Source organism: Nitrososphaera sp., assembly GCA_039938515.1.
In the GTDB taxonomy this organism is placed as follows: Archaea; Thermoproteota; Nitrososphaeria; order Nitrososphaerales; family Nitrososphaeraceae; genus Nitrososphaera.
Window position 1 is genome coordinate 135,038 of record JBDUUL010000015.1, and the last position, 22,311, is coordinate 157,348.

The 22,311-nt window shown below is 54.1% G+C and carries 26 protein-coding genes; 17 read left to right on the forward strand and 9 right to left on the reverse strand.

The genetic code is table 11. The features are described 5' to 3' along the window. The first annotated feature begins 145 nt into the window (after positions 1-145). The 4 genes from ABI361_08745 (at position 146) to ABI361_08760 (ending at position 3,471) form a co-directional block, all read left to right on the forward strand. Positions 146-388: a hypothetical protein gene (locus ABI361_08745; GenBank protein ID MEO9320745.1), complete on the forward strand. Its 243-nt coding sequence runs from the start codon at positions 146-148 to the stop codon at positions 386-388. Between the two features lie 129 nt (positions 389-517). Then, positions 518-1,654, forward strand: coding sequence for an MEDS domain-containing protein (locus tag ABI361_08750; GenBank protein ID MEO9320746.1), 1,137 nt, complete (start codon positions 518-520; stop codon positions 1,652-1,654). Continuing rightward, positions 1,651-2,577: an MEDS domain-containing protein gene (locus ABI361_08755; GenBank protein MEO9320747.1), complete on the forward strand. Its 927-nt coding sequence runs from the start codon at positions 1,651-1,653 to the stop codon at positions 2,575-2,577. Before ABI361_08750 ends, ABI361_08755 begins: the two co-directional genes overlap by 4 nt. Before the next feature lie 39 nt (positions 2,578-2,616). Next, positions 2,617-3,471: a ribonuclease HIII gene (locus tag ABI361_08760; protein MEO9320748.1), complete on the forward strand. Its 855-nt coding sequence runs from the start codon at positions 2,617-2,619 to the stop codon at positions 3,469-3,471. 44 nt (positions 3,472-3,515) lie between these two features. On the opposite strand, the gene ABI361_08765 is transcribed toward ABI361_08760, so the two are convergent. Beyond that, entirely contained in the window at positions 3,516-4,289 is a 774-nt protein-coding gene (locus tag ABI361_08765) for a DUF973 family protein (GenBank protein MEO9320749.1), read from the reverse strand. 56 nt (positions 4,290-4,345) lie between these two features. Next, complete coding sequence (locus ABI361_08770) at positions 4,346-5,128, reverse strand: hypothetical protein (protein MEO9320750.1); 783 nt, start codon at positions 5,126-5,128, stop codon at positions 4,346-4,348. A 198-nt stretch (positions 5,129-5,326) separates the two neighbouring features. Here ABI361_08770 and ABI361_08775 point away from each other — a divergent pair, with 198 nt between their 5' ends. Further along, the gene (locus tag ABI361_08775) at positions 5,327-5,638 is read left to right on the forward strand and encodes a hypothetical protein (GenBank protein MEO9320751.1); all 312 of its coding nucleotides are present in this window, start codon (positions 5,327-5,329) and stop codon (positions 5,636-5,638) included. 6 nt (positions 5,639-5,644) lie between these two features. Here the strand turns inward: ABI361_08775 and ABI361_08780 are convergent, their stop codons facing one another. Further along, the gene (locus tag ABI361_08780; protein MEO9320752.1) at positions 5,645-6,427 is read right to left on the reverse strand and encodes a hypothetical protein; all 783 of its coding nucleotides are present in this window, start codon (positions 6,425-6,427) and stop codon (positions 5,645-5,647) included. Between the two features lie 112 nt (positions 6,428-6,539). On the opposite strand from ABI361_08780, the gene ABI361_08785 reads away from it, so the two are divergent. From ABI361_08785 to ABI361_08800, 4 genes are all read left to right on the forward strand, one after another. Continuing rightward, positions 6,540-6,779 (forward strand): hypothetical protein, encoded by a 240-nt coding sequence (locus tag ABI361_08785; GenBank protein MEO9320753.1) that lies wholly within the window; start codon positions 6,540-6,542, stop codon positions 6,777-6,779. Between the two features lie 87 nt (positions 6,780-6,866). After that, positions 6,867-7,139 carry a hypothetical protein gene (locus ABI361_08790; GenBank protein ID MEO9320754.1) on the forward strand — a complete coding sequence of 91 codons (273 nt, stop codon included), beginning with the start codon at positions 6,867-6,869 and terminating at the stop codon, positions 7,137-7,139. 40 nt (positions 7,140-7,179) lie between these two features. After that, positions 7,180-7,737 carry a hypothetical protein gene (locus ABI361_08795; protein ID MEO9320755.1) on the forward strand — a complete coding sequence of 186 codons (558 nt, stop codon included), beginning with the start codon at positions 7,180-7,182 and terminating at the stop codon, positions 7,735-7,737. 2 nt (positions 7,738-7,739) lie between these two features. After that, the gene (locus ABI361_08800) at positions 7,740-7,976 is read left to right on the forward strand and encodes a hypothetical protein (GenBank protein ID MEO9320756.1); all 237 of its coding nucleotides are present in this window, start codon (positions 7,740-7,742) and stop codon (positions 7,974-7,976) included. 21 nt (positions 7,977-7,997) lie between these two features. Here ABI361_08800 and ABI361_08805 read toward each other — a convergent pair whose 3' ends face one another. Both ABI361_08805 and ABI361_08810 read right to left on the reverse strand, forming a co-directional pair. After that, positions 7,998-11,465 carry a DNA polymerase II large subunit gene (locus ABI361_08805; protein ID MEO9320757.1) on the reverse strand — a complete coding sequence of 1,156 codons (3,468 nt, stop codon included), beginning with the start codon at positions 11,463-11,465 and terminating at the stop codon, positions 7,998-8,000. Continuing rightward, on the reverse strand, positions 11,462-12,223 hold the full coding sequence (locus ABI361_08810) for a geranylgeranylglyceryl/heptaprenylglyceryl phosphate synthase (GenBank protein ID MEO9320758.1): 762 nt from the start codon (positions 12,221-12,223) through the stop codon (positions 11,462-11,464). Before ABI361_08810 ends, ABI361_08805 begins: the two co-directional genes overlap by 4 nt. Positions 12,224-12,447: 224 nt before the next feature. Here ABI361_08810 and ABI361_08815 point away from each other — a divergent pair, with 224 nt between their 5' ends. Continuing rightward, positions 12,448-12,705 (forward strand): hypothetical protein, encoded by a 258-nt coding sequence (locus tag ABI361_08815; GenBank protein MEO9320759.1) that lies wholly within the window; start codon positions 12,448-12,450, stop codon positions 12,703-12,705. Between the two features lie 58 nt (positions 12,706-12,763). Next, positions 12,764-13,549 (forward strand): helix-turn-helix domain-containing protein, encoded by a 786-nt coding sequence (locus tag ABI361_08820; protein MEO9320760.1) that lies wholly within the window; start codon positions 12,764-12,766, stop codon positions 13,547-13,549. Here the strand turns inward: ABI361_08820 and ABI361_08825 are convergent. Beyond that, positions 13,464-13,796, reverse strand: coding sequence for a hypothetical protein (locus ABI361_08825; GenBank protein ID MEO9320761.1), 333 nt, complete (start codon positions 13,794-13,796; stop codon positions 13,464-13,466). The genes ABI361_08820 and ABI361_08825 overlap by 86 nt on opposite strands. A gap of 622 nt (positions 13,797-14,418) precedes the next feature. Here ABI361_08825 and ABI361_08830 point away from each other — a divergent pair. Continuing rightward, complete coding sequence (locus tag ABI361_08830; protein MEO9320762.1) at positions 14,419-15,660, forward strand: orc1/cdc6 family replication initiation protein; 1,242 nt, start codon at positions 14,419-14,421, stop codon at positions 15,658-15,660. Here the strand turns inward: ABI361_08830 and ABI361_08835 are convergent. Continuing rightward, entirely contained in the window at positions 15,657-16,043 is a 387-nt protein-coding gene (locus ABI361_08835) for a helix-turn-helix domain-containing protein (protein MEO9320763.1), read from the reverse strand. The two genes, ABI361_08830 and ABI361_08835, sit on opposite strands and share 4 nt — an antisense overlap. Positions 16,044-16,106: 63 nt before the next feature. Between ABI361_08835 and arsM the strand changes: the two genes are divergently transcribed. From arsM to ABI361_08850, 3 genes are read left to right on the forward strand one after another with little or no spacing between them, the layout of a single operon-like run. Next, a complete protein-coding gene (arsM, locus tag ABI361_08840; protein ID MEO9320764.1) occupies positions 16,107-16,865 on the forward strand; it encodes an arsenite methyltransferase in 759 nt (252 codons plus the stop codon). Next, positions 16,862-17,293, forward strand: a complete 432-nt coding sequence (locus ABI361_08845) for an arsenate reductase ArsC (protein MEO9320765.1) — start codon at positions 16,862-16,864, stop codon at positions 17,291-17,293. The genes arsM and ABI361_08845 overlap by 4 nt, the downstream gene beginning before the upstream one ends. Further along, on the forward strand, positions 17,271-17,948 hold the full coding sequence (locus ABI361_08850) for an aquaporin (GenBank protein MEO9320766.1): 678 nt from the start codon (positions 17,271-17,273) through the stop codon (positions 17,946-17,948). The genes ABI361_08845 and ABI361_08850 overlap by 23 nt, the downstream gene beginning before the upstream one ends. A gap of 14 nt (positions 17,949-17,962) precedes the next feature. On the opposite strand, the gene ABI361_08855 is transcribed toward ABI361_08850, so the two are convergent. Continuing rightward, on the reverse strand, positions 17,963-19,549 hold the full coding sequence (locus ABI361_08855) for a DNA-directed DNA polymerase II small subunit (GenBank protein ID MEO9320767.1): 1,587 nt from the start codon (positions 19,547-19,549) through the stop codon (positions 17,963-17,965). Between the two features lie 132 nt (positions 19,550-19,681). Between ABI361_08855 and ABI361_08860 the strand changes: the two genes are divergently transcribed. Continuing rightward, entirely contained in the window at positions 19,682-21,112 is a 1,431-nt protein-coding gene (locus tag ABI361_08860) for a hypothetical protein (GenBank protein MEO9320768.1), read from the forward strand. A 37-nt stretch (positions 21,113-21,149) separates the two neighbouring features. Continuing rightward, complete coding sequence (locus ABI361_08865; protein MEO9320769.1) at positions 21,150-21,287, forward strand: hypothetical protein; 138 nt, start codon at positions 21,150-21,152, stop codon at positions 21,285-21,287. On the opposite strand, the gene ABI361_08870 is transcribed toward ABI361_08865, so the two are convergent. Beyond that, positions 21,284-22,267 carry a hypothetical protein gene (locus ABI361_08870; GenBank protein ID MEO9320770.1) on the reverse strand — a complete coding sequence of 328 codons (984 nt, stop codon included), beginning with the start codon at positions 22,265-22,267 and terminating at the stop codon, positions 21,284-21,286. The genes ABI361_08865 and ABI361_08870 overlap by 4 nt on opposite strands. Positions 22,268-22,311: the final 44 nt, after the last annotated feature.

A 22,311-nucleotide genomic window follows, 5' to 3' on the forward strand; every position in this document is an offset into this window, starting at 1 on the left:
AAATGTGAGCACCCCTTATGTAACACCGCCAAAAGAACAGAAATGACCACTTTCAGGTCCCCGCATGCCTTACTGCATATCTGCTAATTGGCATGGCATGGTAGGAATTGTTGCAGGTTAGAATGACCAATTCAGCGGTCTGGTTTTGCCCGGGGTTCGTGGAATGTCGTATGCTCCACAGGTCGCACCAAAGCAGCCTACGCCCTGGCTAGGGCTGTCTGAGCGCATCGCCCAGTACGTTGATTCGCTATGGATAGCAGTATTTGCCGTCGTGCTCCTGCGCCGAGAAAACGCGCCGGTTCAAAAACCCGAACGAATTGACTCCGCCGCGCGCAAAGTCGCGGGGGAAAGAGAGAATGAGAAAGTCGGTCCAAGGGACTCTATCTAGATAAGAGCTGCTTCAGCTCCTGAGATTAAAGCCACGTCCGAGCATCAGGGCTGCTTACAGTAATGTTTTCTGTAACTCCTGCGCAATAACCTTATTTACTTTATCGCAAGGATCGTGCCGAAAGACTTTTTGTCGCAGCTAAAGGCAATCGCGCGGGGGAGCCACATACTTGGCATTTATTCCAGCCCCACAGACCGCATAGAGGAGTGCTTTTCGTTCCTCAAGGCAGGCTTTGACAATGGCGAAGCCGTTTGGGTTATGTTTGACGAGCGCCAAATATCCAGAGAAGAAATCCGGTCCAGGATAAAGAGCGAATGGAAGGTGGGCGACCTTGCCAGGCGTGAGGCAAACGGCGAAATCATTATCACCACCTCACAGGACTGGTTCAGCCCTGGCGGGAAATTTGATTCGGAGCGCATTCGCTCAAAGTGGCAGCAGGCAACCAATAGGGCCCTGGCTTTGGGAAAGACGGGCTTTAGGGCATTTGGCGCGCCCGACGAACTGGTCAACAGCGCGACGGCAGATTTTATCGATTACGAGCACTCTGTCGGCACGAGTTTTGACATCCCGTTTACCGGCTTTTGCGCCTACATGGCATCCGACATTGCAAGCGCAATGACTTCCGAGCAGCTGTCCCGCCTTTATGTTTCTCACGGCTGGCACCGCATTTCCGGCTATGACGTGCTAGAACACCCGATGGCAGGCCAGCACGTTGCAATGACCTATGAAAACACGGCCCAGCGGGAGGCGGCGATTACAAAATACATCAACGCCGGCCTGAAGAAGAACCAGCTGTGCGTCTATGCGTCAATTTATTTGCGCAACAGCTCGCACAGGGAGAGAATGATGGGGCTTTTCGACAATTCCCAGGAGAACATGGACAGGGGCAACCTGGTATTCATTGACCTTGCGCCCCACTATATTGCCAGCCTGACAAGTGATATAAGGCCGTTTGAGTCAGATATGGCGCGCTTGAGGGACAGGGTTTCAGGCAGGCAGGACAAGCATATCAGGTTTGTAGGCGACTGCGATTCGTTCCTGTTCCAGAACAGGCACTTTGACGAATGCATGGCCATTGAAAACTGGTTGTCTGACAGGCCGCTTGAAGATTCTTCATGCCTTTGCCCGTATCCGCTTCAGCTGCTCAACAAGTTTCCCTATGACATTCACAAGGTCAGGATGTTTGTCAGTCATGACGTTATAGCCGACCACACCGGCAGGATAACCACTGCGTATCTCAGGAGCGACGGGAGGCATCAACATTGACCCACCAGCACGGAAGCAGGCCGCGCATACTGGTCGCGGAGCCGGAGCCAGACATACAGTTCCTTTACAAGTCATTCCTGCACGACTGGGATCTGGAAATCGTGGAAAGCGGGGCAAGGTGCATCCAGGCCGCAACCAAGGAGGGCAGGGCCTCCGACGAGTATCATGATTTGATAGTCATCGACAGCCACGTCAAGGACGGAATGATTGAAACGCTGCGCAGGCTGAGAGAACTGCTGCCGTACCAGCACATTGTCGTGACGAGCACGACGGACCCGGACGTGCTCAGGCGGCAGTTAACCGGGGCAGGCATGTCGAACCAGGCAAACCTTGGCTTTATCCAAAAGCCCTTCATGTTCTCGGACCTTCTATCCCTGTTGAGAGTCAGAAAGCCGCGGGTCAGCAGCGCGCAGTTGACCGACCACATCCTGGCAATCTACGAGGACCAGGAACAGGAGCTGGCCGAGGCGATCTCGTTTGTAAAGCGCGCTGTTCCGAACAACGAGGCGGCGCTGTTTATCCTCAGAGAGGACATCAACCTCGAAGCTGTCAAGGAAAGAATAGCCAGGTGCGGGCTGGACGTCGATTCTCTTGTCCGCGATGGCTCACTGATGTTCACGAAAAACGTGGACTGGTACCTGCCCGACGGGCGCATTGACAAGCAAAGGCTCCTTGTGCAGTGGAATCGCCTCGTCGAAACCTGCGTGAGGTCGGGCAAGAAGGGAGTGCGCGCGTTCTGCATGATGGACTGCATGTTTGAGCACAATTTCCAGAACGAGAGCGTCGACTATGAGGTTGACTATCCTCCGAAACTGGACATCGCCCTTGTGCCGATATGCGCGTACAGAAAACAGGACATTGACAGGCTGAGCGACGACCAGAAGAGAAGGCTGCTGACCTGCCACAGCAAGGTCTGGACGTAGCCGAAGATTAATTTGCTTTACATTATGAAATAGTCCCGATTGCTGCGGTCGGCAAAACTCAGCGCCCAGGAAATTGAAAGACTCAGGGAAACACTTGAGGAACGCGGCATAGCGGCTTCTGCCCCAACCAACAAGTACGAAACGCTGAGAGTGCAGTTTGAAAATATTTTTCTGATTGCATACAGTTCGGGCAAGCTGGTTTACGAGGACAACCCGCAGACCCTCAAAATCATAAGCGGGGTGATGCAGAGTGCCCGGTCAGAATACGAATACGAGCTCGGTTCCGACGAGGCAGGCAAGGGCGAATGGTACGGTCCCCTGGTCGTCGCCTGCGTGGCAGTCAGGCCATTCGACATTGGCGAGCTGCGAAGGGCAGGTGTCAAGGACAGCAAGACGCTTTCCGCCGGCACCATCAAGATAATTGCAAATGAAATCAGGCAGAACAAAAAGCTGGCATGGAGCCATGTCGTGCTGTCGCCGCCGGATTACAATGAGCAATTTGCCAGACTGAAAAAAGAGGGCAAGAACCTGAATGACATGCTGGCTCGTGCACATGCTCGAGTTATAGGAGAGACGCTTGAAAAGCTAGGAAATCTGGATGACGCAAAGATACTCGTAACGATTGACGAATTTGACAAAAAGAAAATGGGTGACGGTCTCAAGGGCCTTGAGAAAGCAAAGGGAGTTGCAATCGTGCAAAAGACAGGGGGCGAAGAGGAGATGCCTGTCGCGGCTGCAAGCATTCTTGCCAAGAGCTTTTTCGAGCAGGAGGTCGACAGACTATCAAGCGAATTTAAAGTCGAGCTGAAAACTGCATCTCCCCAAGACATCCCGAAGAAAGATCTGCACCGCGTTGCAAAGACGCACTTTCGGAACGTTTCGGGACTGCTTTGAGCTTCCAGTCCCCCACTGGTCGAGGAGCAGGGCGCCATGAAAGGCTAGGATTGCGGAATTTTCTTCAGCGCGCTTGAGGCGCCCAGCAGCACCAGGATTGGGCCGACAATGGCGACATAGGGAATTATCATGAGAATCCCGCCGACTTTTATCAGGGTCTCGTCATAGCGGTTTCCTGCGCGCCAAAGGCCAATGATTATGCCAATGATTCCAACGAGAAGTGCAACCGCAGCCAGGCCGAATACGGCAAAGGCGGCGCCAAATGCTGGAGAGAATCTCGGGGCGCTTCCGTTCGGCATGAAAGGGTTTGTACCTGCCGAGAATGTCGCGGCTGCAATAAGCCCAATTGCCACAATGTAAAGGATAAGCCCGGCGAGCAGGCCCCAGAGCATTTTGAGTGGCAGGCTGAATTCGCGCCTGTCTTCGCGCAAAAGTATGCGAAACGCCGTGATGACCATAAATAGCGCGATAATGCCGATCACAATTCCGGCGATTCCGACGGCTGCGAATGTCGCGACCGCGCCCGCGGCTATTTCCGGCCTCGCCATCATACCGCCCGGTGTGAACACTGAGCCCAGCGTCATAAAAGGGACTATCATGCCCATCGCTTCCGCTATTACCCCGAGAATGCCGAACCACTTTAACTTCTCAAGCACCTGCCTGTCGAGCTGCGTAAGAGCAACCCGCGACCCACCATACGGCGACCCCATTCCCGGAGGAGGCGTCGATGGGCTGTTGGTGTGCGGCGCACCACATTTTGAGCAAAAAGCGGCACTGTCATCGTCGCCGTTGCCGCACTGTATACAGTATTTTGTCATTGGTATGTTGTCGCTTGCGGCTGCAAGGGCAATTATTTAAGCAATCTGAAATTCATCTAGATAGAGTGCTTCTCTCCCGACCGCCTGCGCTGTACAATTGCAAAGACCCCTATCGCCCCGGCAAAAATAATCCCAACCGCTGCTAATGGGAACTCGGGCACCGTTGGCGCCTGGATAGTGTTGGCGATTTTCAGCGTATTTACCGAGCCATCAAAAGCGGGCATGTACTTGGCAGAGCCGTCCGAAGACGACGACATGAACGAGATAGAGTAGAGCTTGTCCTGGGTCTGGAACGCGTATGTCTTTGTAGAGAATGAAAAGTTTGGCGAAGTGCACTGGTTAGTGGTCATGATGCCATTCATACCGTTTATTGTTGCCGGCTCAGGGCTGCCAGGAGTGCATGTGAGGTTGCCGCGGTTCTGGAAGGTCCCGCCCTGTCCAAACTGGAAGGGACGAGATGAGTTGGATCCGCCCGACAGCATGCTCTTTGGAACTATGCGGATTGTCATGGAATCTGCGGCGCGAAAGCCCTGACCTGCCTGCTGCTGGAGCTCGTTTGGCACCGCCCTTATCGTCGTGACGGTGGCGTTCTGGTTCTGAAACACCGAGCCCGTCCAGTTTGAGGGAAGCACTATCTGCAGGCTGGAGTCAGGGCTCGTGTAGTTGCCGGTCACAGTCGCAATTGGCTGGCCCCCAAAGCCGCGCCCGCCCCCGAACTGAGCGTTAACCTGGGGTGCCAGAGAAGAATACGATGCAAATGCAAGCGTGACGCCAAGTGCCACCAGCGCTACTATTCCGCAAAACCTTGTTGTCTTGTTTTCATTATTTTCTGGCTTCATCAAGTCCTCCTCCCGGAAAACAAATCCGACACTGACTGCCGGCGCTCGTTAGAGCCAACGCACTTCAATTTGGTTTTCTCAGATTATAAAGCATTGATTACCAAAGTTATCCAACGGCAGGACGCGCAGCACAGTATTTCGGAATGGTTAATAACAAGAGTGCGAACTTTTGCAGTGAAACTTTCCGGTAAATAGCGCGTGGCAACACCCAACAAGAGGTTTTCTTCTGAATATACGATGCTCTCCATACTTGAATACCTCTTTATCCACACCAGGGCCACCCCGGTAAGCAAGTATCACATCTCAGTCAAGATTCCCGGCATCAAGCTCCAGCGCCGCGACAGGATTTCGGCCATGATGGACACGCTTGAGAAAAAGAGGCTCGTAAGGTCCATCCATACTACAAGCACGGTCTTTTACCAGATAACCGATGAGGGCGTTGAAGCGTACCTAAAGTGGGTCAAGCCGTTCCTGGATTTTGCCCGGGAGCAGGAAAAGGGGCTTTCCTGATTGAGCCTAGTGCACAGGGCTTACGGAAGGTTTTTCAATTAAGAGAATAATGGCATCGCCCATTGACTTTTTCCCGGCAAACGTTTGCGCATTATTGCCGATGTCGTCCGCAATGAAGATGGCAAGCCCTATTCTGTGGCCAGTGTCTGCCGAGTATCTTGCAAGCGAGGCAAGAAACGAGTCGACGCTTTTCTCGTCGCCGGAGGACGCTGTCTTTATTATTATTGACCCGTAGCTGGAAATCTCGTCTCTCAGTTTCTGCCCCTGCTGGCCGACCGATTCCTGGTCAATTACCGCGTCAAAGGCATAGTCGCGCGTCGCCTCGTTATCGAGCAGGTTTGAAATTCCCGCCGCAGAGATGTATTCCTGCAGGTCCTCTCCCACTTCTTCAACGCACTCCCCAAGTGCACGCACCGCGTGATCTGCAGAGGCTCCGGTAAGGCAGAGCTCAAAGCTTGAGCGCAGCGAGTTTTCCTCAAACAACCTCTCCCACTTTTGCAGAAGCCTCCGTGATTTCAGGACGGAAAAAAACAGCGGTATGGTGATAATAACGGCAGCGGCCGCAAGTATCGCTATTATCGAGTCAACCAGGTTGTCCATTTGCAGGTGCAGCGCCTTTAGCACGCCCAGGGAGTCAAGGAGCGAAAGGGCGGTAAGGCATCCAACAACAACAAGTATCAAGACAAGATTCTTTTCGATGCCGCGGAGCATCCTTGCAGAATTCCTGCCATACTTTGTCGTCGAAATTATCGACGACGATAACTCGCTGTTCTGGGGGGAATCTGCCAAAGTCAGTGCTTAGCTTGCGGCACGGCTATTTAATAGCCCTGTTAACAGAGTTGACAGCCCCGGCACAATAGTTGCTCGGCAGTTAAAATACTGCCAGTCCAACAGCGCAACTGTGAAAAAGTCAGTAAAAATCGGACTGGTTTCTGTTGCTGCCATTGTCGCGGTGGTCTCTTCGCTGGCATTGTTTACGCATGCGAGGGAATCTGCCGCCGACTCGAGGCTTGGAAATGTGAAGGAAAACGAATCAGCAATGCAGGCGTTCAGCGAGAACTTTCAGCAATCCGGCGCCGCGAATTCGGCCGGAAAAGGCGAATCAGCCGCATCGGAGGCAGGCGAGGCGCCAGGCAGATAGCCGGGCTGCTCAGGAGTCGATCTAGACAGCAGAATACAATGGAGCACCTGATTGGTCCAAATGCCTAGGTTAGCCTTTGCACTATTTTTGACACTTGCCCTTGCGCTGGGGTGTGGCTTTGCAGCAACCATACATCCAGCAGCGGCGCAGCTGGGCGAGGAGGGCAGCCGCGGCTTTGGCGGCGAAGGCAGCCTCTACTTTGGGGGCGTCAGCCTTCCGGCAATCATACTGTACAGCGTAATAGCAGCAATGGTCGCTGCGGTGATCTACACCGTGGCTGTTATCGGAAGAAATGAGGTTAAAAGACGCGCTGGTACGGCCAGGCGTGCGGGTAACAGGGCGCAGCCGGGCAAAAGATAGAGGAGGGCGGGAGCAAATTTTTAGCAATTCTAGCCTGATAATGACAGTAGGGCTGGTTCTTGCAGGTGCTTTTGTCGCCGCCGTCTTGCTCGTGCCGGTAGCCGCGCACGCACAGGAGCGCGGAGGCTTTAACAGGCTTTCAAGTCCGCGAGGCGCGGAGAGGATGCTGGGCTGGGTAGCTATAGGCGCAGGAACCGTGGGGACAGGCTCGTTCATGGTATACTCGATGGCCCTGCGCAGGCGCGTCATGCCGCCCCTGACAACAGACGGCAAGCTCTCTTCGACGGCAGCAAACGGGTCGGCGTCAAGATGGATTGCCACTATCAGAAAGCCGCTTCTCAACTTTCACGTATCTATCAACCTGATTGGGTTTTTTGCAGGCATGGCCCATGGCTTTTTCTTTGTCCGCGGGCTTGACATCATTTCGCTCACCCTTGCAATTTCAATGGCTGTTGCGGTCGGAAGCGGGCTTTTGCTAAAGTTCGGGTCGCGTCGGATAAAGTTTTACAACTTTCAGCTGCACGGCAACATCTCACTTGTCCTGCTTGTCGTCCTGCTGACCGGCATGCACGTTCTTTCGGTTCGAGGCGGCGACTAGAATTGGCCGGCGCAGAAGCAGTCCAGAGTGAAAAGCAACGTCCTGCCCTGCAGAGCGCCCACTTTCTTTTGTGCAGTAACTGCCTCTGGGTCGCTACAATCCGCTCCGAGCGGCGTCAACAGATCACAACCTGTCCCTGCTGCGGGGAAGTGCTTGCCTGCCTTCCGGTCGAGCGCGAGATTACCCGTCATGCAACGGACGGATTGTCTCGCAGGCTTGTGTCTGCTCCGGCTAGTTAGGTGGATGCTCCCGGCAAAAACTCAACCCATAAACTCTGTCAGGCTCGACTGCTCCTTCTTTGGTTCGCGGAAGAGGAGCTTGAGCTCCATTGACAGCGTCTGCACCCTGCAGCGCAAATAGTCATTTATCGCATACTGCTGGCACATGTCGGTGGCTATCCCGAGATATTTTTCCACCGCGCCCCTTGTCACCGTCTGCAAAAGTTCGTGGCTGCACTCGATGCACTTGCCCATCAGCGGCATCCTTCGATATTTCTTGCCGCAGTTTGTGCATCGAAAAGTCTGCGAGCTGTACGAGCGCATGTTTCCCATTATGTCAGGCAGTATGTGCGTGGTAAGCACCATCGCGGCGACCTCGTTTGCGTCAACCGCGTTTATCAGTTTCGCGGTGTCAAACTGCATTTTGAGCTTCTCGTCCATGGTGTTGAGAGTCGAGTACGCGCTCCTCTGCTCCTTGGTAGTAAGCGAGCTTGTCAGATGCGTAAAGCCGTAGCCGAAGAACTGCGAGTCCTGGCCTATGCGGGCCTTGAGCGTCTCTATGTCGCTTGCATGGTCGGCCGCCTTGGCGTTCTTTTTCCACGTTCCCTCATAGAATGAGAGCGGATAGGAGGACGCGACGTCGACATTGTGGGCCTGCCTCTGGACCTCGTGGGGAAGCACTATCGGCTGAATCAGCAACGGCGCGTCCATCAGCCCGCCTATCTTGTCCGGCAGGAAGTCAAAAGAGAAATTCAAAAATGCGTCCATCAGAAGCATCACCGAGTCGGCGTCGCCGTCGCAGTCGCGCCTCTTTGCCGAGTGCCACACCGGCGACGCGAGGCAGACTTGCGAGTCGGTAAAGCCGATTATCCTGCCCATTATTCCGACTGAAGTGTGGGGCGCAAGCCCGACTACCAGGTGGCCGACAAGGTCGTCGACGGAATTGACCCTGTAGAACGGCTCGAGCTCGTAAATTCTTTCAAGCTCGTCGTCGACAAACTTGGCCGTGTTGACAAGGTGCACTGCAGAGTCTCGGGGGATAAGCACGTCCTGCATGAGAAGCTCCACCGTCTGGTCCGTCGCGACCAGCTCGTTTCCCGCGTAGTCACTGGTATAGCCAAGCTCTTTCAGTTGATCTATCGAGACGCCAATCCACTCGGGCTTGAAGTGCGTCAGCGGCTCGTTTGTCGCGTCAAACCTGATGGTGCCGTCCTTGAACGCATGAAGGCCGTGCTTTTGGCGCAGTATGCCTTTCTCAAGGGGTTCTGCAGAGCGGTGCCTGCTCATGAGCGACTTGACGCCCTTCAGCGGCTCTTCTGCCCTCTTGCCGACGCGCTTTTGGGCGGTCTCTAGCGCCTGCTTGAGCGGGTAGCTCACCGGCGCAAAAGTCCTGCCGTCCCTGTCGCAGCGCGGGCACTTTTCTCCCTCCTCTATCTCGTCATGGCACACAAAGCATGTGCAGCGAAGCGGCGTCGCGGAGCCGCAGGCCCGGCAGTGGGTGCCGGTCGAGGGCATCTTGCATGCGCTGCAGAATCTGTCTGCAATCTCGGCAAAGAAGGGCTCTTCCTTGCAGGCCTTTAGGATGTCACGCGTCGCGCCTCCCTTGGCGCCAATCGGAAACAGCACGTGCACAGGGGGCTTCATCTTGCGCTCCGCTGCCTTTTCCGGCCTGCCAACTCTGACGCCGATGGACGACGCGAACTTGGGCATCACTTCGATGCTGGACATTTGCTTTACAAGCTCGTTTGCATCGCGGGGCTGCGGCAGCGCGGCGCTTGCAAAGGAGGAGAACGGCGAGTTTAGCAGCCTGTTTATCGTGAACAGTTGATCAGAGTCGTCAATGACAATGTGCGCGGGCATGCCGGAGGCATCGTGCTCCACATGATGAGCCACGCCAAGCCGCTCAAGGATTTCCTTCAGCCGCTCGTCTGCCGGCAGTCGCCCCAGCTCTGCAAAGCACTCCACCAGGATCTTGCTCCTTACGTACTGCACGTCTTCGAGCGAAAGGCTGTCCCAGTACAGCAGGTAACGGGGATGCAGCGGGAGGCCGAGTTTTTCGCTAATTAGAAATGCCTCATCGCGCGTCGGCGCGTTTGAGAGCCAGTCTCGCGCAAGCTCGGCGAGCCGGAGCCTTTCTATGGCAACAGGGAGAACGTCAGCCGAGGCGACAAGTTTTTCGCGCAGCTGGAGCGCCCAGATCTCCTCCACATAGCTGGCAGGAGGAAGCTGGGCGTTGTTCTCAAGAAAGTCGCCGTAGCTTATCAGCATGTCACCAAGGTACAGTATCTTGCTCACCTTGCGCCGGATTTTTTCTGCGAGCTCGACCGTCGGCACGGGCATGACCCTGCCGTCTTCCAGCCGAACCACTGGCGGCTCGATGGTGTCGACAAGCGCAAGCGTCGATGCCTTGCCCGGAATGTCCATCTTGATCTGGGTGCCTGCGACGATCGCATAGTTCAGGAGCACCGGCACTGCAGGGTGCACGCCCACCGTTGCAAAGCCAGTGTTAACAGACCGGCCATAGCGCAGCCTAAAGCCCCCAATCCTTTTTGTCATTGAAAGGACCGGCCTGCCCGTAATTACCTCCGTCATCCTGTGGTGGGCCGCATCGTCGTCATTTCCCGTCTGAATCGCGCCCTTTAGTTCCTTGAGCCATTCCCAGCCCTCGAGTTTCAGAGTCTCGACGAGCTTTAGCAGCTTTCTGCTCCTCCCGATGAGCCCGTCGTTCATTACCCTGAGCGCGCCTCCCCTCACCCTGTCGGTTGCAATCCTGCGCATCCCCTTGTGCCCCACCACCTCGACGGGGTCTGTGTCAACGCCGTCAAGCTCGACCGGGAGGCTGGCGATGCACTTGACCACGTCGTCGTCAAGCACCTTGAACTGAAAGCCCATCACCTCGCGCTCGTAGATGCGCAGTTCCTCGACGAACCTTCCGGTCTCGTCGTCATGAAACGAGTTTGCGACGTATTTCTTCAGGCCGGCCACCCGGCGCGCATGATCGGCTATCAGCATGGTAAGTGCCGCCTCTGTTCCTCCGGCTGACCTTATTGGCCCGGCAAATGAAACGGAAAGGTACTCGCTCCCGTCGCTGTTCTTTTTTATCAGGACGTCCGCAATGCCCTGGAGAGGCGCAACTGTGACGCCTTCGGTGACTACTGCAAGCGAGACCCTCACCGCGCTGTCAAGCCGGCTTCGCATGTCGCCTCCGCCGTAATCGCCCCTTGCTATCTCTTCGGCTATCTTGAGCGCAGCCTTTTCCTTTGTCGTCGCTGCAAGAAGAGTTCTCAGCCTGTCGCTGATGTCGATGTCGTGCATCTTGGCTACGCGGTCTGAAAGGTCGTATGCTATCTTGGGCTCGACAATATCGGCCGCATCGTAGCCCTTCCTGCGGGCCTTTGCAGCATGCTGGTAATTCTGAAAAACGCTCTCGAGAATCTTTCTGTGGTACTCCCGGTAGTAGGCAGGCATTGCCACGTCCTTTAGGCGTGAGTCGGCCTCTTCCAGCCTCATGAACGGATGGCCTTGATTATCGACGAGAACTTGTTCTCCCAGTTGCCGTCCTTCTCAATCATTGTACCTATCACTATAATGTCAGCGCCGGCATTGGCTATCTGGCTCGCAGTCTCGGCGTTGCGTATGCCTCCTCCCACAATGAGGACGCCCTGGTACGCCTTTCTCACGGCCGCGACCATTTCGGGCGTGACATTCTGGGTGGCGCCGGAGCCGGCCTCAAGATAGACAAATCTCATGCCCATGTACTGCGCCGCCAGCGCGTACATCGCAGCCAGGTTCGGCTTGTGGAACGGTATTCCCCTCGCGTGGCCTACAAACCAGGCCGCCGTGCCCTCGCCTATGATGATGTACGCGGTGGGCAGCGGCTCTATCGAGTACTTTTTCACTGCCAGCGCGCCAAGCGCCTGGGCTTCTGTGATAAAGTAAGGGTTCTCGGAGTTCAAAAGCGAGCTGAACAGAATCGCGTCTGCCTTTGGCGACACACCGGTCACGTTTCCGGGGAACAGTATTACCGGAATCTTTTTGAGCTGCGACTTGATCTCTGAAACAACCTGTGCGAGCTCTATCTGGTCAATTGCCGAAGAGCCTCCGACCAGGATTGCAGACGCACCAAAGTCCTCCAGCTTTGATGCCAGGACTGCCGCGTCGCGGGCGTTCTCAGAGTCGATAAGCGGAAGGCAGACCGTGCCGTGTTTCTTTATCTCGCTCAACAGATGCTGCTCGGTCTTGCCAAGAATTATAGAAGGTACGCCCACTTCGAATGGAAGCACAACGCCGGTCATTTTAAAGTTTGACGAAGGCTTCACGGGCAGTCGCCGGCGCAAATCTTTAATTGCAGTATGGTATACAAATCTGTATAGCTGCAAGCGACACACCCGGATCTAATTCTGATGCACTATTACACGCCATTATTGCAAAATCTACATTTACGCCCAAGCAAATCGCCATAATCTCCAAACGTCTGTCCGGTGGCGGCCGGATGCCCCGCATGACTTCGGGCGCATATTACAGGCAGGTCGGCCAGTGCAGGGAAAAGACAATTGCCGTAATGTACAGCCTTGTCCTGCTCGAGCTAATGGGAGCAGTCGATCAGGGAACGGCCGAGGCGCTGTCACGCATTGGTGACCAGTTGCGCGTGATATTTGCCCCGGAAAACCGTGATGTTGTGATGCAATCACGCGCTGAGGATGTGATATCCGCGATAGACCGCGTGATACAAAGAGTATGCAAGGTGTGAACAACGTTGCAGCAGTATCAATATATCACGGTTTTTGAGGGAAATACCGTGATGTTCTGTGATTGATGTGACATCTGTTGTGACGTTTGTGACGAGTGATACCGTGATGTCCTGCATACTTGCCTTCCTGGCGGGCCTTGGCAGCGTGATGCTCTACAATAAAGTCACGGCATCACGCGCGTCACGCGTGGAGCCGGTGAACCAGGAGCCGGATATCACGCCTCCCGAGCCCATGCCGCGTGAGCATCACGCGGGTGACGCCGTGATAGAGGCCGTGGTGGCCGAATACACTCGGCGATTGCAGGAGTATGACAAGGTAATAGCTGACCTGCGTGTCAGGCTTGACATTATGGAAGTCCAAGCATCACGCGTTCGGCCGCAACATCACAGGGTTGTCGAGGAAAACGAGCAAATGTCACAGGCAATAATCACGCCGCGTGATATATCACAGCCACATCACGCGCCATCACGGCAAGTCGCGCCTCACGCGTCACGCGTGACAGAGCCTGTCGCCGTCACGCAGCACGCTAGTGTGATTTCCGCAAATGACGATGCTGTTGAGAACCGCAACGGCACTACCGACTATATCCTAAAGCTCCTCGCCGAACGAAAGAGGTCGTCTAGGGAAGTGCAGCAGGCCATCGGCAGAAGCCGCGAGCATACCTCAAGGCTTATGAAAAGGCTCAATGACGCCGGCCTAGTTGTCCGGGACAACTCGTCCAAGCCGTTCAGTTACGCAATAACTGCTCTGGGCCAGGCTAGACTTCGGGAGAAAGGCGCGGCTGTACCTGCTGGGCAGGAGAGCCCACCCGATAGGTCCATTCCTTTCCCTGGCGGACCCTAGCAAGCCTGCCGCGTTCTGAGTATCGAGAGAGGTACGTGGAGATGATGCTGAGCTTGATGGGCTCGTTATAGTGATCTTCGTACATTTCAAGCACGTCGCTTGAGGTAAACTTTGCAAAGGGGAACTTGGTCTGCACGATGTTCCATATTCTGTCCCCTACCGAGGCTGCAGGTCGCTGCTCGCTTGCGTCAGCCAAACCTGCGTGCACACGCGGAGAATCGTCTGACTCGATGTTGAGAAGGTCCATGAACTCTATTATCTTGACAATCTTGTCCTTGGAGACGTTTCCCTCAAGGGACAGGTTGTACTTGCTGCCTTCTGCATCCTCGAGTTCTATCTTTATCCTTCTCTTACCAGCGCTCGTTTGCTACCCCACCCCGGAACGTATCCTAGGCTGTTAACATGATAACACTTAACAGAGCTGCTGCAAAACCCGATAACACTATGCTCAGCTTGTGTTAACAATGCTTGAGAGGATAGCTTTTGTCTACGATGTTTGTTGATTGTTAACTAGTATCTTTGTAGAATCGCGGCCAGAAGACGCCTCCAGTGGAAATGGAGGGGTTGCCGGCTGGCCATTAACACTGTTAACGGTGATCTTCACGCTCCACTGGAAATAAAGGGGTCCTTTTCAGGCAGTTTGACGGACCAACGATCGCGCCCTGTTAACATCACCCAGACTGGCTTGGCCGCCACCCCTAGCTTTCCTCTGCAATAGTCCTCCTCAAGAACCCCCTTTAGAATATAGAATAGAATAGAGTTACCGGTGAGTACTAGTTGATTAGGGGGTTTAAATGGGCCGTGTTAACATGGGCGTGGAGATACGTTAACAAACTCGTGTTCTCGAAAGGAAAGCAAGGGGTGTGGGCATGGACTCTGATATTGACAACATCTTTACCAAGGCGGCCAGCGGCAGGTCCCTTGTAAAGAACCGGCAGACGCTTACGATCGATTATGTACCGGAGAACCTACCTTTCCGCGACGAGGAAAGCAGGACCCTTGCGCAGGTCCTATCCAGCCTGTTCAAAGGGGCCAGGCCTTCAAACCTCCTGCTCTTTGGTAAGCCGGGGACAGGTAAGACCGCGGTCGTAAAGAATGTCATTGACAGGCTCCAGAAAAAGGCCCGCGAGCTTGGCGTTCATGTGACCGTAGCGGTTGTTAATGCCAAACTTGCCAACAGCGCTTACAAGGTCCTCTTTGAAATAGCGGAGGAAATCGGCATCAATAGCGAAGCCAGCAGGGACAAGAAAATCGTGCATTTCACCGGCCTGTCGATGGGCGAGGCGACCGACAGGATACTCCAGTTCATACAAAAGAAAAAACTGCACCTGATACTTGTAATTGACGAAATCGACTCGCTTGTCGACAAGAACGGCGACGATATCCTATACAGCCTGACGCGGGCAAACCAGCAAATGATGTCCTCTGGCGGCGCTTTTGTAACGCTCGTCGGAATTTCAAACAGCCTTGACTTCAAGGACAAACTGGACCCTCGCGTCAGGAGCAGCCTGAGCGAGGAGGAGACCGTTTTCAACCCGTATACCGTGCAGCAGCTCCGCGAAATACTGCACGAGCGCGCAAAACTGGCCTTCAACGAAGGCGGCGTTTCAGAAGGAGCAATAAACCTGTGCGCCGCCGTGGCAGGCAGGGAGCATGGCGATGCGCGAAAGGCGATTGACCTTCTGCGGGTCGCCTCGGAGCTGGCCGAGCGAGAGGGGGCAGGCAAGGTGGACGAGCATCACGTAAGGCAGGCCCAAGAAAAGATAGAGAAGGACACGAGCTATGAAATCTTGAAAAACGCAACAACGCACACCAAGTATGTAGTCGTTGCAATCACAAAGTCAAAGAACGGAAACACGGGCGACGTTTATGAGATCTATTCTTCAATCTGCAGGCAGGTGGAGCAGGAGCCGCTGACGCAGCGCCGGCTTACGCAAATAATAAGCGAGCTTGACCAGCTCGGGCTTGTGGCGACAGACATTGTTAGCCAGGGCAGGTACGGCCGGTCGCAAAAGATCAAGGTGACGATACCGCTTTCGACAATACGCGAAGCGATAGCGGACGATGCCGCGCTCCTGTCAATCTTGAATTCGGATTCAAAAAACAGCTAGGACCGCTTTTCCGGCTTTGACCATTTCCTCATCCACTCCAGCAATCCTACAAGAGACTCTACCAGTTCCTGGCCCTTGGGAGTAAGGTTATACTCCACGCGCGGTGGAATCTCGCTGTAAGCCTTTCTTTCAAGAACACCGCCCCTTTCAAGTTCCTTGAGCCTTACGGCAAGCGTCTTGCTGCTAATGCCCCTCAGTGCCTGCCGAAACTGCTTGTACCTGACGGGATGCGTGGTACAGCACAGAGGAATGAGTATCTCTAGAGTTCCGCGGCTTGTCATTAATTTTCTCAGCCGCGCGGTTTCACTCATAAGCGCGGCAGGGCTGTAACCCTCAAAGTCGCATCCCTGGTGCATTGGCAGTCCGTCTTTCTTGGTTTCCATAACTACACCAACTGTAGGCGAGTCGCCCTGACAACTTAAATAGTTTCCCTAGTAAACTGCTTTGTGGAAGAGTCAATCAAAAGCGAGGTAAAGAAGCATTATGCCAGGATCGCTTTAACAGGCAATTCCGATTGTTGCTGCATGCCCTGTGACTGTGACCCGTCCACCTCGGTGATGGGTGCTGCCGAAAAGATCGGCTACGATTCCGCCGATTTAAAATCGATACCCGAGGGCTCGGTACTTGGCGTTGGATGCGGAGCGCCTCTGAAATTTGCAGAGATTGAGAAAGGCGAGACAGTCGTTGACCTGGGCTCCGGTGCAGGGATCGATGTTTTCTTGTCGGCAAACGAGGTGGGAGAAAATGGAAAGGTAATTGGAATAGACATGACTGAGGAAATGCTTGATAGGGCCAGAAGGAACGCGCTGGAGAACAATTATTCAAACGTGGAATTTAGAAAAGGGGAAATAGAGTCTGACATCCCGGTTGAAAGCAGCACGGTCGATCTGGTTATCAGCAACTGTGTTATCAACCTGACAACCGACAAGGCTGCAGCGTTCAAACACGTTCACAGGATTCTGAAGCCCGGAGGCAGAATGATAATTTCCGACCTTGTAACCGACCGAGAGGTAAGTTCCGCATCAGTCAGTGAATCGAGATGGTGCGGTTGCATCGACGGCGCACTGACTAGAGAAAACTATCTTGAGAGCATCCGGAAAGCAGGATTTGGCATTGTTGAGGTGCTTGAAGAGAGACCGTATGTCAGTGAACAGAGCGACGGTAGAAACATGACAAGCGTAATAGTCAAAGCTGTAAAATCATGAAGCCTGAAACGAGTCCGCCACAGACTGAGCGAACAATTCTATTCGTGTGCGTTGAAAATGCCGGAAGGAGCCAGATGGCTGAAGGCTTTTTCAATGCCAGGTATGCCCCGAAAGGGTACAGGGCAATAAGCGCAGGGACAAGGCCCGCGTCACAGATTAACCCCGCTGCGATTCAGGCAATGAAGGAAGTCGGCATCGACATCAGCAGGCAAAAATCAAAGACTATTTCTGGCGAGATGATTAACAAATCCTCAAAGGCAGTCAACATGGGATGCATGGACAAAGACGAGTGCCCGATGCTTTTTGTCAGCAACATTGTCGACTGGCAAATTGAGGACCCAAAGGGTAAGCCCATCGAAAAGGTCCGTGAGATAAGAGACGAGATAGAAAAAAGAGTAAGGGAAATTGCAGAAAGCCTCGCCAGCTAGATTTTCAATCGCGCAAAAAAGGTTCATTGCCGAAGTCATTGGCACTTTTATCGTAGTGGTGCTTGCGACCGGCTCAGTGGTCCTGGATGCAAAGGCAGGCGGCACGCTGGGCCTTCCTTTCGTAGCGATTGCCCCGCTTGTCGGCGTTGCAGTCGGAGTCTACCTGTTTGGAAAAATTTCAATGGCGCACTTTAACCCTGCAGTATCGCTTGCGTTTTTGATAAGCAGGCACATTACAAAGCGGCAGCTCGTCTATTATCTTGCCGCGGAAATCATTGGCGCCCTGCTGGCAAGCCTGTTTGTCAAGTCAGTAATCGGAACGGAGGCAGACCTCGGAGCAAACGCTCCCAACTATTCGTTTCCGCTGCCGGTGATTTTCGGGATCGAGGTGCTGGCTTCAGCGTTTCTCATGACCATGATATTCATTGTTGTATATACAAAGGGCCTGAGGGGATTCGGAGGGATTGCGATCGGATGCGTTGTCGCGCTGGACATCTTTTTCCTTGCCTTTATTTCAGGCGCCTCGATGAACCCGGCGAGATCGCTTGCCCCGGCGCTTCTTTCAGGAGCCCTATCAAACCTGTGGCTCTACTGGACTGCAACTTTTGTCGGCATGTCAATCGTTGCATTTGCGTTCAGGAAGAAATTTGTCTGAAATGATGCAGCGGCTCACTTGGCTTGCGCGCCGGCATTGAACGCTATTGATTCTCTGTCCGCGACAAAGTCCTGCATGGTGGGCTGCAGCGTCGCAAGGTTGACCATTATTGCAATGCCAGGCGTGGGCATTATTCCCATCGTCTGCTGGAACTTTGTCTGGCTCTGCCATGCGCCCGAGTTGACTACCAGCGTGCCCTTGTAGTTCTGGATGTCAGTCACGTGCACGTGGCCCGAGTGGAATATGTCCGGCACCTCGCTTATCACCATCATGTCTTCGGATTCTGGCGCAATCGGGGTCCTGCCGCCGTACATTGGTGCCAGGTGCCTTGCCTTGAGAAGCACCTTCATCGCCTCCGCAGGCCTGCTGTAACTCAGCCCCGGGGTTGTTGCAATAACGTCGTCAAGGCTCTGGCCGTGGTACATCAGTATCTTTACCCCGTCAAGCTGCACAAATGCCGGGTTGCCGAGCATCACGCAGTTCTCGAGCCTCCGCAGGCCTTCAGCCTCGATTCCCGGGAGCGCGGGCTGGGGAAGCGCTCTCCTGCCGGGATCGTGGTTGCCGGGGATAACGAGCATCTTGATGTGCTTTGGCACCTTTGATAGGACCTCTGCTGCATGCGCCATTTGTTTGGCTGTATCAAGCTCCAGAAGCTCCTTGTCCTGGTTTGGAAATATCCCGATGCCGTCGATCAGGTCCCCGCCGACGCACAGGTACCGTATCTTGCGGATGATATCGTCATCCGTTGACGAGAGCCACTCAAGGAACTTTAGAAACTCGGCGCGCATGAAGAACTTGCTCCCGACATGCAGGTCAGAGATGAGAACGGCGTACGACTCGGACCTGCTCCTGTTTGGCAGGTGGTCCGGTATGTCCGGAGAAACTGCGCTCCTGATTGCAAGCCCCGGAACGCCCTTTGCGTTTTCCAGCTCGAGCATTACCAGCTGGTCCATTGAAAGCGACGACACCTGGCGCTTTGCCTCGTCGCTGATAGCGCTTGCAGTCAGCACTCCGGTATAGTCGTCAATTTCCAGATCTACTGCGCCATTTTTCTTGGCGCGGCGGAACATCACGAGGCCGGCGACAATTATCGACCCGCCAGATAAATTGTTCCCGTTAGGATGCTCTCCTCTTGGGTTTTCATTCCCTAACTGCAGCTTGCCGTTTCTCATTGTCTGCTTGACAGACGCAACCTTGACAATGCGCCTGCTGTCCGGCCGCTGCGATAGAATTTTCATTGATTTTTCAAACCTGCTGCGGAAAAGCGCCGTATAGCCCGGCACTCCCTCCCCAGTATTCACCTTGGGAGTTGGATCAAGCAAAACAGTACAGGCAAGCGAGTCCTGCTCGGCAGATCCGAACACCTGCGGTGCGTGGATCTCGACAGCGGCCTCCTGCGCCTTTGGGGTGAGGGCGCCCTTGATGTCCTCGATAAAAATCACGCCGTCCTTTTTCCTGCTCTTGGACTTGATTATCTCCTGGATCATTTTGAGGACGTCGGCGTCAAGGCCTTTGAGCATTGCAAAAGCGTCAGGGTGAATCCTGTAACCCTTGCTCGCAGCGTACGACAATGCGTTAAAGATTTCACTTTGAAGAGCCAACAGGAAAGGACACACTTGACACGCGAGGCGTCTTTATCTAGATTTCCCTTTCAGAAAATTCTTTATCATGCTGCAGAACGCTCTGCCACCTTTTGCCAAGAAATAAATACTAACGAGCGCCCTTGAGAGGCTGTGGGGACAGCCGCTTCAGTGCGGAGGTACGCCATGTGTTTTGCAGTCATGCTTTTGGTTATTGCTGGGGCATACGAACTTTACCCCCGGCGCGCATATGCTGATGGAATCACGGTAGAACAAATCCAGGCCTCTATCGGCAACAGAGCCGCAACCTTGTTTATCAAAATAAACCCGCCGGTGCTGGTCGCAGGCACCGACCAGGATGCCTACCTGCAGCTGCGGCTTTTTGACGCAAAGACAAACAACACCATCACCGGCACTACGTTTGAGCTCACCGTCACAAAAGGAGTCGCCAATGATGCCAAGCGTCTTTTGCAGGACACATTTGCAACGGACAGCGGCCTTTTGACGCTTCACATTGCGCCCATGCCCGGTGAAGTTCAGATAAATGGCAACGACGACCCATTCATGCCGGGATATATGGCCGATCCCGGCGGCAACGTAAAGATCAGCGGCCCGCTTTTGCTTGACGGCGGCATTTACCACCTTCACATAAAAATAGTGACTGTGGACGACATACGCACGCTTCTTGACGACGCCACCGCGCCGCAATTCGACTCTTACCTCAGCATCGGGGATATCGCAAGCACTGCTGTAGCTGTTGGAAGCCAGCAGGCCAATTCAACGCTGGTTTCATATTATGACAAGACGAGCGGATTCTCGTTAAACCCCGAGAACCGGACATTTACATGGCGGATGCCATTTGACTGGAATGCTTCAAGGATCGCAAAGGCGGCCTCATTTATCGTGCACGAGGAAGTCAGGATTCCTGCAAACCTCACTTCGCAATGGCACGCGAACGCCTTCAACGCCACACTGAACGGCCATCAGTCGGTTGGAAAAATTATCGTGGACCCGTTTACTTACAAGACGGCCATTGTAGTGCACTACTTTCTTTGGAAACCTGACGTTGTAAACCTGCTTGCAAATGACAAAAGCCTCTCCAGCGCGAAGCAAATGCAGTTTACGCTGTTTCCCCAGGGATTTCAGGCCGACAATGAAACGTCCGGCATCTGGCAAGGAGAATCCAGAGCCGCCATTGTGACCTGGTCGCCGGGCCAGCTCTCTTCAGGCACAACCGAGCAGGCAAAAATCCAGTTCATTGACTCGGAGGGCAAGAAGATAGCCGCGGACGTAAGCTATGCTCTCACGGTAAAGGATTTGCAGGGCAACACGGTCATATCAAAGACGGGTCTCGTTGCAGTCAACGGTACTGACACGCAGAATCTCAGCTTCCCGTCGAACCAGATATACAGAATCGAGGCCAGCATCAGCGCTGTAAATTACCCCAACAGTGCGCCTGACCTCCGCAAGGACTTTGCCAGGGGCGTGGTAGTCGTCCCCGAATTTCCCGCCGGCTCGATTATCGCGATCAGCGGCATAATCGGCTTTGCAGTCATCCTTCAGAGGCTTGCGAACAGGAGATAGTGTCACTCTTTTATTTCAGAAACGGCAATCTAGTGGCATGAAAAAGTTCTGCGGCAGGTGCAAAAAGGAGCTGCCGGCCGACTCGAGATACCTGCTGTGCGAGGAGTGCCACATGAAGGTAATCCACTCAGAAGAGGACAGGGAGTTTTACGAAAACTCGCGTGTCCACTACTAGGGCACTTCTGCAGTGCGCCTTGAAACGTCCTTATCAGCAGTTTCGCCGGAGATATCTGGCAGCGCAGGGGTTTTCCTTTCTGTGATGCCCCGCCGCGTCTTTTTGCCTTTGTTCATGTCGTCCGGTGAGGCGACAGGCAGCGGCACCGCATCCTTTAGCCTGGCCGCCATTGCGCGCCGGGCAACGACAAGGTCCCGCTGGTAGTCCATTAGCTTGAGAAAACCGCTGTATATCAGCTCCTGCTCTGCATACGACCTTGTCTTTATCTCTGCAAGTATCTCGTCAAACGTTTCCGCATAGCGCGGCGCGAGCCCGCCCATCCTTCCTATCATTCTTGCGTCGTACTCTGCCTTTTTGGCATCAGACTTTCTCTTTGCCTTCTTTGCCCTGACCTTTGCCACCCTAGCGCCCGAGTAAAGCAGGTCGCGCAGCTCAGAAGCAGCCGATTTTGCCTTCTTTGAAATTTCCGACTCGTCGTCGACATAGTTTGCCGGCTGCGAAACCGTAGTCGTTTCGGGGTACGGGTGGGCTGCAAGATATGCTCTCTCGCGAAGGACCATGTCGGCCCTGGTCTTTTGCCTCTGCTCCTCCTGGCGCTTTATCTCGATTTGCTCCTGCTCGCTTGCAGCGCGCCGGATTTCCTCTGCCGATGGCCTCAGGCTCCTTGCGACAGGCAGCGGCGCGTCCTTATCAGCGGAGTAAGAGGCAACGTCAATGCCGTTATTGAGGAGGACATAGCCTCCGGAAATTGTAATATCGGATTTGGGAATGTCGAACCTCTTGCCCGTGTCGCTAAATACCACTATTGCATCCTTCCCTTCCATCTGCACGCGGCCTACATAGTTTGTATCGCCGCCCACTGCCGGCACTATAACGGACTTATTGAACAGGTCGCCAGGATACTTGCCCTCGAAGCTTGCGAGGTCGACATCGGTGCTGTCATTCGCACCCTGCAACGGCCTTCCTTGATTGTCCTGCACAACAAAGGCAGCTTTTGCTTGCATAAAACGGCTGTGAGAAAATT